Origin of the sequence: Cycloclasticus sp. (assembly GCA_040743155.1) — a bacterium.
Lineage (GTDB): Bacteria > Pseudomonadota > Gammaproteobacteria > Methylococcales > Cycloclasticaceae > Cycloclasticus.
The window spans coordinates 859,894-873,584 of sequence record JBFLJU010000001.1; the positions used below are offsets into that span (position 1 = coordinate 859,894).

Consider the following 13,691-nt stretch of genomic DNA (forward strand, 5'->3'; position numbering starts at 1 on the left):
GAATAATGATTAACTTTAGTCTAGATTGTATTTTGGAGTTCGTACGGTTAATTTGCTGTTATTTTTTAACAATAGTTCAGCGTTTTTAATTGAGGCTGTTTTTAGCACAATTAAGCCAATATATTCATTATTCGTTGAGGGGATGCAATTTAGTACCGTACCCATACTATTAGTGTCATCAATGGAATATATGCTTTCACCTGAAGAATATTGGTTATTAGAATTAAAGCTGACTAAGCGCCTTTTAACCGTCCCCTTGTAATGCATGCGAGCAATTACTTCCTGCCCGGTATAGCAACCTTTTTCAAAACTAATGCCGCTTAATAAGTCAAGATTTAGCATTTGCGGGATAAATAACTCGCTAGTGTCTTCTGTGATTTCGGGGATGCCGGCATCGATGAGAAGTGCTTGCCAATCGTTGAACTGAGTATTTATGCTTGCTAATGAGTTGTCACTATTCAAGATAGGGTAAGAATCAGCGGGAACGACCAGTAAGGCTAAATTATCGACAAAACCTTGTTTAATATGGGTTAATGGTTTTAATGATAATTGTGTTGAATTACTAATAAGCTCATTTATCCCCAGAACAATAAAATTCTCTGTTACATCATTAATCTGCACGTCAGAGCGAAAAACAAACATCTTTAAGCGCTTAACAATGGATGGGAATAGGCCAGCCGGTAGGACCATGTAATAAGTTTCTTCACGTTTAAAAAGGTGGAAGAGGCTGATGGCTCGGCCCTTAGGGTTGCAAAGAGCACCAAATGCACTGTCGGTATCGTTTAAGCTAAGAACATCGCAGGTTGTTTGCCCTTGTAGAAAGGCCCCTGCATCCGCTCCTGATAGGGTGAGGATTTTTTTATTATCCGAAAGGTCGAACAAAGTAGGTGTGTTCATATGCTTTTGCCTAGTGAGTAGATGTATATTGTATCGTTAAAAAGTAGTATGTTGCGGCACAAAAAAATATCGGGATAGCCTTGAATATCAATGGCTGATGTTTTAATCTAACGAGCTTCGATCTTTAGGGGTTTTTTTATGAGTAAAAAAGTAGATCCAATTGACGTTTCTAAAAAAGATGACGTTAAAAAAGATAACAAAACAGCCCCTAAATCAACAAAAGAAATTAATGGACGCCCTGGCCCTGAACCTACACGTTATGGTGATTGGGAAAAAAATGGTCGATGCATTGATTTTTAATATTATTTTACGTCATCAAGAGGTTTTTTTATGAGTAGTAGTAACAGGCCACTTTCGCCGCATTTAGATGTTTATAAGCTCCCTTTGTCAGCTTTATTGTCTATCGTACACCGTGGCACAGGTGCTTTCCTAACGATTGGGACTTTCGTTCTAGTATGGTGGTTAATGGCTTTAGCGGGTGGTGAGGAAGCATTTAACGCGGCCCAAGAATTCATGGGTAGCTTTTTCGGACGCTTAATCTTGTTTGGCTGGTCTTTTGCCGTGTTTTTTCATTTGGCAAACGGAATTAGGCACTTAGTTTGGGATGCGGGCTATTTTTTTGAAAAAGACGAAGTTGAGAAGTCTTCATTTATCGTTTTAGCTACGTCGGGATTTTTAACAATTCTTATTTGGGTTGTTGCGTTTTCATTTGGTGGAGGAGCATAAAATGAGTTTAAGATCACCTCTGGGACAGGCTAAGGGCCTTGGTTCCGCAAAAGAAGGCTTGCATCACTGGTGGGCCCAACGCGTCACAGCTGTTGCGCTTATCCCATTAACAATATGGTTTGCTTTTAAAGTTGCTGTATTAAGCATGAGCGATTATCAAACAGTATTAGAGTGCATAGGATCGCCTTGGTCAGCTGCCTTAATCGTTTCGCTTATCGTTGCCGCTTTCTACCATGCTGCTCTAGGTATGCAAGTTATTTACGAAGATTATGTTTCTCATAAAGCAGTTCGCATTGGCGCAATTATGGGTACTAATCTGTTGCTATTTTTATTGGGTGCGGCGGGTGTTATCGCTGTACTGCGTATTGCCGTTGGAGGCTAGAGTTTCATGAGTATTGAAGGGTATAAAATAACAGAACATAAATACGACGTTGTTGTCGTTGGTGCAGGTGGTGCTGGCTTACGTGCAACGTTCGGTATGGCGCAAAAAGGCTTGAAAACAGCTTGTATCACTAAAGTGTTCCCAACACGTAGCCATACAGTCGCTGCTCAGGGTGGTATTAGTGCTGCCTTAGGAAATATGGGTAAAGATGATTGGCGTTGGCATATGTATGACACTGTCAAAGGTTCAGACTGGTTGGGTGACCAAGACGCGATTGAATACATGTGTCGTGAAGCGATTCCTGCGATTGTTGAACTTGAGCACTACGGTGTACCATTTTCACGTACTGAAGAAGGTAAAATCTACCAACGTCCATTCGGTGGTATGACCACTAATTACGGTGAAGGTACTGCGCAACGTACTTGTGCGGCTGCCGATAGAACCGGTCATGCGATTCTTCATACGCTTTACCAGCAATCTTTAAAGCATGACGCGGAATTCTTTATTGAGTATTTTGCGCTTGATCTAATTATGGATGACGACGGCGTTTGTCGTGGTGTTCTTGCGCTTAAAATGGATGACGGTACATTGCATTTGTTCCGTTCGCATATGGCTGTGATGGCAACAGGTGGATATGGTCGTTCATTCTTCTCTTGTACCTCTGCACACACTTGCACAGGTGACGGTAACGCGATGGCACTTCGTGCTGGCTTGCCGCTTCAGGATATGGAGTTTGTTCAATTCCATCCAACGGGTATTTACGGTTCAGGTTGCCTTATTACTGAAGGCGTACGAGGTGAGGGTGGTTACCTAACAAACTCTAAAGGTGAACGCTTTATGGAACGTTATGCACCGAATGCTAAAGATTTAGCATCGCGTGACGTTGTCAGTCGTTCAATGACGATTGAAATCAATGAGGGTCGCGGTGTGGGTCCAGATGGTGATCACATTCACCTTCATTTAGAACATCTTGGCCCCGAAGTGATTGAAGAGCGCTTACCAGGTATTGCGGAAAGTGCAAAAATCTTTGCCGGCGTTGATGTTAGCAAAGAGCCAATCCCAGTTTTACCAACAGTTCACTACAATATGGGTGGTATTCCAACTAACTATAAAGGTGAAGTGGTTACCTTAAAAGGTGAAGACCCAGACACCATCGTTGAAGGCTTAATGGCTATCGGCGAGGCTGCTTGTGTATCTGTTCACGGTGCGAATAGATTGGGTTCTAACTCATTGCTTGATTTGGTTGTGTTTGGGCGTTCAGCTGCTATTAGGGCCGCTGAAGTTGTTGAGGCGGGCGCATCTCACCCAGACTTGGCGGAAACAGCTTGTGATAAAGCGTTAACTCGTTTAGACAAATTCAGAAATGCTGATGGTTCTAAAAAGACATCTGAAATTCGTTTAGAGATGCAAAAAACGATGCAAACACACGCTGCGGTATTTAGAACCGGCGACTCAATGACCGAAGGCGTCGAAAAGCTAAGGAACGTTATTGATTCATTTGAGGACGTCTCAGTATCAGACCGTTCACTCATTTGGAATACGGATTTGATCGAAACACTCGAGCTAGATAATTTACTGTCTCAAGCAGCCGTTACTATTGAAGGTGCGTTAAACAGAGAAGAAAGTCGTGGTGGTCATGCTCGCGAAGATTTCCCTGATCGTGACGATGATAATTGGCATAAGCATTCTATTATGTGGTTCGATGAGAAGAATAAAGTAGAAATTAAGTACCGACCTGTGCACATGTATACATTGTCGGATGATGTGGACGTTGTTCCGCCTAAGAAGCGTGTCTACTAGACTTAACGAGGATATATAAATGGCTGAATTTACTCTCCCAAAGAACTCTGTTGTCCAAGAAGGAAAAACCTATCCTGCACCTAAAGGTGCAACGAATGTGCAAGAAGTACAGGTTTATCGCTGGGATCCTGACAGTGGTGAAAACCCACGTGTTGATATCTATAACATCGATTTAGATACCTGCGGTCCAATGGTGTTGGATGCAATCATTAAAATTAAAGATGAAATTGATCCGACTTTAACGTTTCGTCGTTCATGCCGCGAAGGTATCTGTGGTTCATGTTCAATGAACATTAATGGCAGAAATACGTTGGCGTGTACGAAGGATATCGGCGATATCGAAGGCCCAATTAAAATCTATCCATTGCCTCACATGCCAGTGGTTAAAGATATTGTGCCCGATTTAACGCACTTTTATGCACAATATGCATCGATTAAACCTTGGATTCAATCAACAACACCGCCGCCGCCAGATAGAGAGCGTTTACAGACTAAAGAAGACCGTGCGCAGTTAGACGGCCTGTATGAATGTATTCTTTGTGCCTGTTGTTCTACATCATGCCCAAGTTATTGGTGGAATGGTGATCGTTACCTAGGCCCAGCTATTTTGTTGCAGGCTTATCGTTGGTTAGCTGACTCGCGTGATGAAAATGCTGGTGAGCGTCTAGATGAGCTTGAAGATCCGTTTAAATTGTACCGTTGCCATACGATTATGAACTGTACAGAAACGTGTCCTAAAGGTTTGAACCCAGCGAAAGCGATTGCTGAAATCAAGAAATTGTTAGTTGAACGTAAGATAGCTTAATGTCTGAAAAATCAAAGCTCCTTTGGCGTTGCCGACGCGGCGTAAAGGAGCTTGATGTTTTATTCACTCGTTTTGTTGAGTCAACCTATGACGATTTGTCTGAGTCTGATCAAGCGGCTTTTAACAAGCTACTTGAGATAGAGGATCCGGAAATATTGGCTTATATGCTCTACGATGACAACCCAACCGACCCAGATGTAGCTGGTATCGTTGAAAAAATCCTTAGCCGAGTTTGAAATATACTTACAGCCATCGGTAAAGCTTAAGCTTGTTATCGTTTGTTCTTTTCTGCTGGCCTTAATATCGTGTTGGCTTAATCGCTTTAGCTTTGGTGTACAGTGTGTATTAGCAATAAGCGTCGTTTTTACATTCACTTATGCACTTCGTTCTGGTGTTTTTAGCTATCGAAACGTTTCAAAAATTCATTGCAAAACGGATGGTTATTGGGCGTTACTTGATAGAGATGGCCAGTCAGAGATTTATAAGCTAAAAGACACGAGTGTTATTTTAGGCCCCTTTTTCTTTCTACATTTTGAATCGATAACAAGCACTATTAATTTAGTTGTCGTTAGTGATTCGATGACACTCGAAGAAGAAAGGCGATTACGGGTTGCTTTGCGGATATATAAAAATCAACTTTTATTGCCTAAGGCTTAAGCACGGTATCTTTTTTAAAGTTTTTATCATCCAAGTCTGGAAAATCAAGTGTGTAATGTAAGCCCCTGCTTTCTTTTCGTAATAACGCGCTATCAATAATTAACTCAGCGGCAGTCACAAGATTTCTCAGTTCTAAAAAATCGCTGGTAACGTGAAAGTTTCCGTAATAATCTTCAATTTCACGTTTTAGCAGAGTTATGCGGTGCTTCGCACGCTGTAATCGCTTTGTTGTGCGAACGATCCCAACATAGTCCCACATGAATTGTCGTAGTTCAGCCCAGTTGTGGGACACTACAATTGCTTCATCTGAATCAATAACTTTCGAATTATCCCATGCTTTGATATTGGGCGACCTTGCTGAGTTTTTTAAAAACTTAGGAATATCAATGCTCGCTTGTTTTGCGAAGACCAAGCACTCAAGAATGGAATTGCTAGCCATTCTGTTTGCCCCATGCAGCCCGGTAAAAGCCACTTCACCAATGGCATATAATCCAGCAATATCTGTTGAACCATTTTTATCAGTTATGACACCGCCACACGTGTAATGTGCGGCAGGAACAACTGGTAAGGGGTCCTTAGTCATATCAAAACCAAAACTAAGACAGCGTTCATGGAGCATTGGAAAATGTGATTTTGTAAATTTTGCAGTACGGTGACTGATATCTAAAAAAACAGAAGGGATACCAAGCCGCTTCATTTCATGATCAATGGCTCGTGCAACAATATCGCGCGGTGCTAATTCTGCCCTTTTATCGAAATTAGGCATAAAGCGTGTTCCATCAGGTAATATCAGCAAGCCACCTTCGCCGCGAACAGCTTCGCTGATTAAAAACGATTTAGCCTCTGGGTGAAATAAACAGGTAGGGTGGAATTGCATGAATTCCATATTGGCTACTCTACATCCAGCGCGCCATGCCATTGCGATACCATCACCTGTCGAAACATCAGGATTACTTGTGTACAGGTATACTTTACTTGCGCCACCGGTTGCCAGCGTTACACAGGGCGCCTTCATGCTAAAGATGACATCCTTTTTAGTATCTAAAACATAGCAGCCAGCAATTGCTGACTGACCAGATAATTTATCATCACTTGTGACTAGGTCGATGACATTATGGTGTTCAAAAATTTTTATATTAGGTTTGCTTACCACTAAGTCATTGAGGGCTGTTTGGATGGCTCGACCGGTTGAATCATTTGCGTGCACAACGCGCCTAAATGAATGGCCACCTTCTTTGGTTAAGTGAAGCTTGTTTTTTGAGTGTGTGTCTTTACTAGTAGAAAACTGGACATTATTTGCCATCAGCCAATCGATGCTGGCTTTGCCATGAGAAACAACAAGGTCAACAATATCATTGTGGCAAAGGCCAACACCGGCTTTAATTGTATCTACTTGGTGTGAATCAAGTGAATCCTCATCATCTAAAACTGCTGAGATTCCACCTTGAGCATAATTGGTGCTACCTTCAGACATGCTTGATTTTGATAAAATGGCAATTTCAAGGTGATCAGGTAGGGATAAAGCTAAGCCAAGTCCTGCAGCGCCGCTACCTACAATAATAACGTCATACGAAAGGGTATTATCTGACATATAAATTATTTGATTAGACTTACTCTAAAAGGTCATAATAGGAAAAAAACAAACACTTTACACGGATTAATTAATAAATTGACTTTTTCTTTCCAACAATTGAACTCCTCATTAACAACACTGTCTCTAGGGCAGGAGTTAATGTTATTCGATCAGGTATGTCGGTTTAGATATGTCTGACCGTGAAGACCAACTTTTGATAGTGCTCGTTAAAGAGGGCGACAAGAAGGCATTTGATAAGTTAGTTATTAAATACCAGCAACGAATTATTCAATTAGTTGCGAGGTATGTGCGAGATAGAAGCGAAGCGCAGGATGTAGCCCAAGAAGCGTTTATTAAAGCTTACAAGGCGCTACCGAGTTTTAGAGGAGAGAGCGCGTTTTATACATGGCTTTATCGCATAGCCGTTAATACGGCAAAGAATTACCTTGTTTCTAGGGCAAGAAGGTCGTCTGACCACGAGGTAGAAGTTAATGATGCGGAGAACTTTGAAGGTGCGTTTAGGCTTAAAGAAGGTGATACACCAGAACATTTGCTACTAAGTGAGGAAATTAGAGAAACGATACAGCGTGCAATAGAAGCGTTGCCAGAAGAATTGAAAAGAGCCATTAGATATCGAGAGCTTGATGGTATGAGCTATGAAGAAATTGCACAAAAAATGGGTTGTCCGGTTGGCACCGTTCGATCCCGCATCTTTCGGGCTAGAGAAGCAGTAGATAAAATTTTAGAACCATTACTCAATTAATATATTGATGGAAATAAGCAATGAATGATACACATAAAGTACAACTATCATCCTTACTCGATAGTGAACTAGGTTTACCCGAGACGCAGGAATTATTGAAAGCGATTGAGACGGATCGCGCGCTTAACAAACAGTTTGACCGATATGCGCTTATTCGAGATGCGTTAAATGAGGATGTCGTTGTCTATCAAGAGTCATTTTTGAAGAGCGTTCAAGATGCGCTTGTGATTGAGCCTACGGTATTAGCACCGACTCATAAAAAACGTGAAAATAAAAGTTATGTGGCATTAGCGTTGGCCGCGTCGGTTGCCTTTTTTACAGTTGTTATTTTTAATATAGGGTTGTTTTCAACGCCATTACCAGCGTATCAGTCGGTTGCGTCAGTTGAAGCTGAGCAAGGTGAAGTACTAGCGCTTGAGGAACTTGTGAATGAAGGCGTGCGCAAGAATGAATCTAATCTGGACGCTCAATTAGTAACATTTGAGAAGTAAGCTTTAGCTTTACAATTTTATTCTTTAAATTATTTAAAATAGTTGATGTTGCATAAGAAATTCCTGTTTTCGTCTTTTTTTATTGTTCTCTCTTTTTTTTGCTTTCCAAGCGTTGCCCTGGCAGTACAGGAAACGTCAGAAAGTCTCTTAAGCAAAGTAATTAGCAGTTTTTCACAACACTCATACAGAGCAAGTGCGGTTTATATCCGGCCGTCGGGTATGCAGTCAATAGATATCGAGCACGAAGAAAAGCTGGAGCGTATCACTTACAGTGCTGGCGAAGAAGCTCTAATGACTCACACGTTATTAAAAGACATGCAGCTTCTTCATACCAAAGAAAAAGTGACAGCTTATTTTAATAAGCCTCAGTTTAAGCCGCTAAAGTATTTACATGAAAATTTATCGAAAGCGACGCAGTCATATGAGTTAGCGATCAGCAAGAACTATGACTATGTTGCAGGCAGGCAGGCGGTTAGATTATCTGTTATTTCAAAAAGCAAAGATCGGTATAGCTATGTTTATTGGTTCGATTCTGACGACCATATTATCTTGCGAACAGATACCCTAAATGGGCAAGGTGAATTGATTGAGCGATTCGTACTAACGTCGTTGACATTAAAACAGCCTGCTGAATACAGCATTGAAAATACGATTAACCTAGCAAGTATTGAGTCTGTTCTATATCACAATGAAAGTAATGAAGGCGTCAAGCAAGCTAAAATAGACTGGTTACCAGCTAATTTCTGGATTTTTTCAATACAATCCGTTTATGATAAAAGCCAAACTTTGTTATATAAGCATCTGTTGTTAACAGATGGCTTTGCTTCGGTAGATATTTATCTCGGTCAGAGTGGGCGTGAGGCAAAATTAACGAGAGGGCAGCAATTAGACGCCTTTCATGTATTTAAACACGTGCTCGGTGAGAAAAAAGTAAGTGTCGAAGGTCGGTTGCCATATGAGACGCTGAAAAAAATAGGATTAAATATAGTGCTCAAAAACAGTCATGATTGAAGAAACGGCTATTGTGAAATCGGTACGAAACCATTGGGTTAGTGTGTTAACGACTCAAAGTTCAAGTTGCCACCAATGTGGTGAAGCTCAGTCGTGTTCTACATCGGTATTATCGAAGTTCTTCGGGGCTAAAGATATTGAGTTGAAAATGCATTCAACTATTCCGCTTAAAATAGGCGACCAAGTCACTATTGGCATCGATGAAAATGTATTCATGGGGCTGACGTGTTTAATTTATTTTGTACCTTTGTGTGCGCTACTTTTATTTGCCGTGTTAGGGCAATATCTGGGACATCAGTTTAATATTGATAATGAATTACCGATTTTAGGCCTTGCCATAACTGGATTTGCAGGCTGTTATTATTTGGTAAAAGTATTTATTCAACATTATTTCGAACCACAAAGAATTAACCCGATTATTTTGAAAAAGCTTTAATGAGCCCCATCTATATTGGAGATAATTGTAAAAGGATTCTTGTATGAATATGAGTGTTAGCCGACATGTTGTTTTTTTAATTTTAATATCGCTGGTATTTAGCAGTGTTACAGCAAGTAACTTGCCTGATTTCACTTCTCTTGTGGAGGAAAATAGTAATGCTGTCGTTAATATCAGTACCACACAAAAAACCCAGCAACTTAGCGGCTTACCTGAAGGTTTTGAGTTTCCTGAAAACCAACCGTACGGTGACTTATTAAAGCACTTCTTTGGTGCTCCAAGGCAAACACCAAGACAACGAGAGGTGCGCTCATTAGGTTCTGGCTTTATCATTTCGCATGATGGTTATGTGCTAACGAATCATCATGTTATTAAAAATGCTGATGAGATTTTTGTACGATTACAAGACCGTAGAGAGCTGAAAGCTAGCTTGATCGGTAGTGATGAACGCACGGATGTTGCTTTATTGAAAGTAGATGCAAAAAACCTTCCGATAGTTAAGCTCGGTTCCTCTAAAGCTCTAAAGGTTGGTGAGTGGGTATTCGCTATTGGCTCACCATTTGGTTTTGATAGCTCTGTCACGGCCGGTATTGTCAGCGCTAAGGGTCGAAGCTTGCCCAAAGAGAACTACGTTCCTTTTATTCAAACAGACGTGGCCATTAATCCCGGTAACTCAGGGGGTCCCCTGTTTAATTTAGACGGTGAAGTTGTTGGGATAAATTCTCAGATATATAGCCGCTCAGGTGGTTTTATGGGGCTGTCATTTGCAATTCCCATAGACGTTGCTCTAAATGTGAGTCGTCAATTAGAAAAATCAGGGCACGTCGTGCGTGGTTGGTTAGGCGTACGTATTCAAGATATCACCCGTGAATTAGCCGAGTCGTTTGAGATGGATAAGCCTCATGGTGCATTGGTTGCGCATGTGCTTCCTAATAGTCCAGCAGACAAAGCTGGGTTGAAGGTAGGGGATGTTATCGTGGCTTTTAATGGTGAGAGCGTCAACCGTTCTTCTTCTTTACCACCTTTGGTGGGTTCGGCAGATATTTCTAAGGCTGCTCAAGTTGAAATCATCCGAAATAAGCACTCTAAAACGCTCAGTGTGAAACTGGAAAATCTCCCTGATGATGAGAAGGAGTTGTTGAGCGAAAAAACGAAACCAAAAGCTAATAGTATCCTAGGGATGTTGCTAAAAGATTTAACAAAAGAGTTACGTAGTCGCTTGAAAATTGAAAAATACGGTGTGATTGTTGAGTCTGTTACTAACGGCGCGGCCTCTAATGCAGGTATTCGTTCTGGCGATATCATCATGCAAATGGATGGGGATGACATAAAAAACACACAGCACATTAAGCAATTGGCGGATAAAATCAAAAAAGGGAGGTTTGTTTCTGTGCTAATTAATCGCCAAGGGAACCCAATTTTTCTCGCTTTGAAAAAATAATAGGTACAATAGCTGCAATATAAAAAAGCGCCTCATATGAGGCGCTTTTAGCTAAATTGATCAGGTGTGCCTTTATGCTTGATTAAACAAACTAATGGTCATGTGACCATGATTGATGAGTAAATAGTGTGCCTGATATTAGTTTAACCAGAAATTTTTCAATTATTGCCCATATTGACCACGGGAAATCCACGCTGGCCGATCGTTTAATTCATATGTGCGGTGGTTTGAGTGAACGTGAAATGGAAGAGCAAGTACTTGACTCAATGGATATTGAGCGAGAACGCGGCATTACCATCAAGGCACAAAGTGTCACCCTTCACTATAAAGCGAAGGATGGCAAAACCTATAAACTCAATTTTATTGATACACCGGGACATGTTGACTTTTCATATGAAGTGTCGCGGTCTTTAGCGGCTTGTGAAGGTGCTCTATTAGTCGTTGATGCGGCGCAAGGGGTTGAGGCACAAAGCGTGGCTAATTGTTATACCGCTATTGAATTGGGCTTGGAAGTACTACCGATACTCAATAAAATTGATTTACCTTCCGCAGAGCCAGACCGTGTGGCTGAAGAAGTTGAAGATATTATCGGTATAGAAGCCATTGACGCGCCTCATATCAGCGCAAAAACAGGCTTGGGTGTTGACCAAGTTTTAGAGCAGATCGTGAAAGATGTTCCTGCGCCAGAAGGAGATCCTGAAGGGCCGTTACAAGCGCTTATTATTGACTCATGGTTTGATAACTACTTGGGCGTGGTTTCTCTCATCCGTGTTGTACAGGGAACGATTAGAAAAAAACAAAAAATAAAGATGATGTCATCAAATGATGTTCATCTTGTTGACCAAGTCGGTGTTTTTACGCCTAAAAGAGAAATACTTGAGGCTTTGTATCCAGGAGACGTTGGCTTTATGGTGGCGGGCATCAAGGACATCTATGGTGCACCCGTTGGTGACACAATAACGGGTGCTAATAACCCTGCAGAAAGCTCATTACCGGGCTTTAAAACAGTTCAAGCTCGCGTGTTTGCTGGCTTATTCCCCTCGAGTTCAAATGACTACGAAAACCTTCGTGAAGCGCTGAATAAGTTAAAACTTAACGATGCTTCTCTAAACTACGAACCAGAAACCTCGGATGCGCTTGGTTTTGGCTTCCGCTGTGGCTTCTTAGGGATGCTACACATGGAGATCATCCAAGAGCGCCTTGAGCGTGAGTATGACCTCGACCTTATTACGACAGCTCCCACGGTTGTGTATGAGGTGTTACTGCATAACGGTCAGGTTCTTGAGGTTGATAACCCAGCTAAGCTCCCCGATATATCAACGGTTAATGAAATTCGTGAACCGATTATTGAAGCTCATATCCTTGTTCCGCAGGAATATTTGGGTAGCGTTATCACTTTATGCATTGATAAGCGCGGTGTACAAACTAAGATGCAATATATGGGTAATCAAGTTTCACTCAGTTACGAAATGCCAATGAGTGAAGTGGTGCTAGACTTTTTTGATCGGTTGAAATCCGTCAGTCGAGGTTACGCTTCCTTTGAATATGAATTCAGGCGCTTTCAAGCAGAACCATTAGTAAAGCTTGATGTGCTCATTAACGGTGACAGAGTGGATGCATTATCGCTTATTGTTCATCGAGATATCAGTCAGGGTCGTGGCCGTGAACTTGTCGAGAAAATGAAAGAATTGATTCCTCGTCAAATGTTTGAAATTGCCATCCAAGCGGCAATCGGTGCAAAAATTATTGCGCGCTCTTCAGTAAAAGCGTTAAGAAAAAATGTCACTGCAAAATGTTATGGTGGCGATATTTCTCGTAAGCGCAAATTGTTAGAAAAGCAAAAAGCCGGTAAAAAACGAATGAAGCAGGTGGGTAATGTTGATATTCCACAAGATGCTTTTTTAGCGGTTCTTAAGTTAGGTAAAGACTGATGCATTTTGATTTTTCAGCAGCATTAACACTGGCGACCCTCCTAACAGGTTTTATTGCTGCTATTTATTGGCTTACTCAGCGTTCAAAAGAAGAATTGGTTGGGCGAAAGGAGCCTATTCTGGTTGAATATTCCAAATCTTTTTTCCCTGTCTTGTTATTTGTTTTGGTCTTGCGTTCATTTATAGTCGAGCCATTTAGAATCCCCTCTAGCTCAATGATGCCAACGTTATTGATTGGCGATTTCATTTTAGTTAATAAATTTTCTTATGGTGTTCGTTTGCCTGTTGTTAATACCAAAATAATTGATATGGGCAAGCCTGAGCGTGGTGATATTATGGTATTTCGTTACCCGAAAAACCCTTCACTAGATTACATAAAGCGTGTGATTGCCTTGCCGGGTGATACAGTCGGTTATTTCGATAAGCACGTGTATATCAATGGTCAACGAATTACCCAAAAACCTATCGGTGTCTATCAAGGTGTAGGCCAAGGTGAGAATATGAGTAACGCCTTGTTGCAGCATGAACTGTTGCCATCTCAAGAACACGATATACTGATTATGCAAGAACGGCCATCAATTGAAGGTGAAATGACTGTTCCGAAAGGGCATTATTTTATGATGGGTGATAACCGAGATAATAGTAACGACAGTCGCTATTGGGGTACGGTTCCAGAAGAAAATATAGTGGGCAAAGCATTCATGATCTGGATGAACTGGGACTCAAGTAATAGCGGCATCGATTGGAATAGATTAGGCTCTACAATATATTAAGAATC

The 13,691-nt window shown here is 41.2% G+C and carries 16 protein-coding genes; 14 read left to right on the plus strand and 2 right to left on the minus strand.

The window, feature by feature from the left end:
- Window positions 1-15: 15 nt before the first annotated feature.
- Window positions 16-897, minus strand: coding sequence for a folate-binding protein (locus AB1Y31_04165; protein ID MEW4982361.1), 882 nt, complete (start codon window positions 895-897; stop codon window positions 16-18).
- Between the two features lie 138 nt (window positions 898-1,035).
- Between AB1Y31_04165 and AB1Y31_04170 the strand changes: the two genes are divergently transcribed.
- Genes AB1Y31_04170 through AB1Y31_04200 form a run of 7 tightly spaced genes read left to right on the plus strand, consistent with a single transcriptional unit; the run spans window position 1,036 to window position 5,267 of the window.
- On the plus strand, window positions 1,036-1,197 hold the full coding sequence (locus AB1Y31_04170; protein ID MEW4982362.1) for a succinate dehydrogenase assembly factor 4: 162 nt from the start codon (window positions 1,036-1,038) through the stop codon (window positions 1,195-1,197).
- Window positions 1,198-1,227: 30 nt separating this feature from the next.
- Window positions 1,228-1,623 (plus strand): succinate dehydrogenase, cytochrome b556 subunit, encoded by a 396-nt coding sequence (gene sdhC / locus AB1Y31_04175; protein MEW4982363.1) that lies wholly within the window; start codon window positions 1,228-1,230, stop codon window positions 1,621-1,623.
- 1 nt (window position 1,624) lies between these two features.
- Window positions 1,625-2,005, plus strand: coding sequence for a succinate dehydrogenase, hydrophobic membrane anchor protein (gene sdhD, locus AB1Y31_04180; GenBank protein ID MEW4982364.1), 381 nt, complete (start codon window positions 1,625-1,627; stop codon window positions 2,003-2,005).
- 6 nt (window positions 2,006-2,011) lie between these two features.
- Entirely contained in the window at window positions 2,012-3,805 is a 1,794-nt protein-coding gene (gene sdhA / locus AB1Y31_04185; GenBank protein ID MEW4982365.1) for a succinate dehydrogenase flavoprotein subunit, read from the plus strand.
- 19 nt (window positions 3,806-3,824) lie between these two features.
- Window positions 3,825-4,610 carry a succinate dehydrogenase iron-sulfur subunit gene (locus tag AB1Y31_04190; GenBank protein MEW4982366.1) on the plus strand — a complete coding sequence of 262 codons (786 nt, stop codon included), beginning with the start codon at window positions 3,825-3,827 and terminating at the stop codon, window positions 4,608-4,610.
- Window positions 4,610-4,846 carry a succinate dehydrogenase assembly factor 2 gene (locus AB1Y31_04195; protein ID MEW4982367.1) on the plus strand — a complete coding sequence of 79 codons (237 nt, stop codon included), beginning with the start codon at window positions 4,610-4,612 and terminating at the stop codon, window positions 4,844-4,846. Before AB1Y31_04190 ends, AB1Y31_04195 begins: the two co-directional genes overlap by 1 nt.
- On the plus strand, window positions 4,821-5,267 hold the full coding sequence (locus tag AB1Y31_04200) for a protein YgfX (GenBank protein MEW4982368.1): 447 nt from the start codon (window positions 4,821-4,823) through the stop codon (window positions 5,265-5,267). Before AB1Y31_04195 ends, AB1Y31_04200 begins: the two co-directional genes overlap by 26 nt.
- Here AB1Y31_04200 and nadB read toward each other — a convergent pair.
- Window positions 5,257-6,858, minus strand: a complete 1,602-nt coding sequence (nadB, locus tag AB1Y31_04205) for an L-aspartate oxidase (protein MEW4982369.1) — start codon at window positions 6,856-6,858, stop codon at window positions 5,257-5,259. The two genes, AB1Y31_04200 and nadB, sit on opposite strands and share 11 nt — an antisense overlap.
- Before the next feature lie 172 nt (window positions 6,859-7,030).
- On the opposite strand from nadB, the gene rpoE reads away from it, so the two are divergent.
- From rpoE to lepB, 7 genes are all read left to right on the plus strand, one after another.
- Window positions 7,031-7,603: an RNA polymerase sigma factor RpoE gene (rpoE, locus tag AB1Y31_04210; protein MEW4982370.1), complete on the plus strand. Its 573-nt coding sequence runs from the start codon at window positions 7,031-7,033 to the stop codon at window positions 7,601-7,603.
- 20 nt (window positions 7,604-7,623) lie between these two features.
- Window positions 7,624-8,094, plus strand: a complete 471-nt coding sequence (locus AB1Y31_04215; protein MEW4982371.1) for a sigma-E factor negative regulatory protein — start codon at window positions 7,624-7,626, stop codon at window positions 8,092-8,094.
- Window positions 8,095-8,139: 45 nt separating this feature from the next.
- A complete protein-coding gene (locus AB1Y31_04220; protein MEW4982372.1) occupies window positions 8,140-9,105 on the plus strand; it encodes a MucB/RseB C-terminal domain-containing protein in 966 nt (321 codons plus the stop codon).
- Window positions 9,098-9,541, plus strand: a complete 444-nt coding sequence (locus tag AB1Y31_04225; protein MEW4982373.1) for a SoxR reducing system RseC family protein — start codon at window positions 9,098-9,100, stop codon at window positions 9,539-9,541. The genes AB1Y31_04220 and AB1Y31_04225 overlap by 8 nt, the downstream gene beginning before the upstream one ends.
- Window positions 9,542-9,584: 43 nt before the next feature.
- Complete coding sequence (locus tag AB1Y31_04230) at window positions 9,585-10,982, plus strand: DegQ family serine endoprotease (protein MEW4982374.1); 1,398 nt, start codon at window positions 9,585-9,587, stop codon at window positions 10,980-10,982.
- 128 nt (window positions 10,983-11,110) lie between these two features.
- Window positions 11,111-12,913: a translation elongation factor 4 gene (lepA, locus tag AB1Y31_04235; GenBank protein ID MEW4982375.1), complete on the plus strand. Its 1,803-nt coding sequence runs from the start codon at window positions 11,111-11,113 to the stop codon at window positions 12,911-12,913.
- Window positions 12,913-13,686 carry a signal peptidase I gene (lepB, locus tag AB1Y31_04240; GenBank protein ID MEW4982376.1) on the plus strand — a complete coding sequence of 258 codons (774 nt, stop codon included), beginning with the start codon at window positions 12,913-12,915 and terminating at the stop codon, window positions 13,684-13,686. The genes lepA and lepB overlap by 1 nt, the downstream gene beginning before the upstream one ends.
- The last annotated feature ends 5 nt before the right edge of the window (window positions 13,687-13,691 follow it).

Bases quoted from the DNA above. Each gene is read 5' to 3' on its own strand.
- AB1Y31_04165 (MEW4982361.1), bottom strand. From the start codon at position 897: ATGAACACACCTACTTTGTTCGACCTTTCGGATAATAAAAAAATCCTC.
- AB1Y31_04170 (MEW4982362.1), top strand. From the start codon at position 1,036: ATGAGTAAAAAAGTAGATCCAATTGACGTTTCTAAAAAAGATGACGTT.
- sdhC (MEW4982363.1), top strand. From the start codon at position 1,228: ATGAGTAGTAGTAACAGGCCACTTTCGCCGCATTTAGATGTTTATAAG.
- sdhD (MEW4982364.1), top strand. From the start codon at position 1,625: ATGAGTTTAAGATCACCTCTGGGACAGGCTAAGGGCCTTGGTTCCGCA.
- sdhA (MEW4982365.1), top strand. From the start codon at position 2,012: ATGAGTATTGAAGGGTATAAAATAACAGAACATAAATACGACGTTGTT.
- AB1Y31_04190 (MEW4982366.1), top strand. From the start codon at position 3,825: ATGGCTGAATTTACTCTCCCAAAGAACTCTGTTGTCCAAGAAGGAAAA.
- AB1Y31_04195 (MEW4982367.1), top strand. From the start codon at position 4,610: ATGTCTGAAAAATCAAAGCTCCTTTGGCGTTGCCGACGCGGCGTAAAG.
- nadB (MEW4982369.1), bottom strand. From the start codon at position 6,858: ATGTCAGATAATACCCTTTCGTATGACGTTATTATTGTAGGTAGCGGC.
- rpoE (MEW4982370.1), top strand. From the start codon at position 7,031: ATGTCTGACCGTGAAGACCAACTTTTGATAGTGCTCGTTAAAGAGGGC.
- AB1Y31_04215 (MEW4982371.1), top strand. From the start codon at position 7,624: ATGAATGATACACATAAAGTACAACTATCATCCTTACTCGATAGTGAA.
- AB1Y31_04220 (MEW4982372.1), top strand. From the start codon at position 8,140: ATGTTGCATAAGAAATTCCTGTTTTCGTCTTTTTTTATTGTTCTCTCT.
- AB1Y31_04225 (MEW4982373.1), top strand. From the start codon at position 9,098: ATGATTGAAGAAACGGCTATTGTGAAATCGGTACGAAACCATTGGGTT.
- AB1Y31_04230 (MEW4982374.1), top strand. From the start codon at position 9,585: ATGAATATGAGTGTTAGCCGACATGTTGTTTTTTTAATTTTAATATCG.
- lepB (MEW4982376.1), top strand. From the start codon at position 12,913: ATGCATTTTGATTTTTCAGCAGCATTAACACTGGCGACCCTCCTAACA.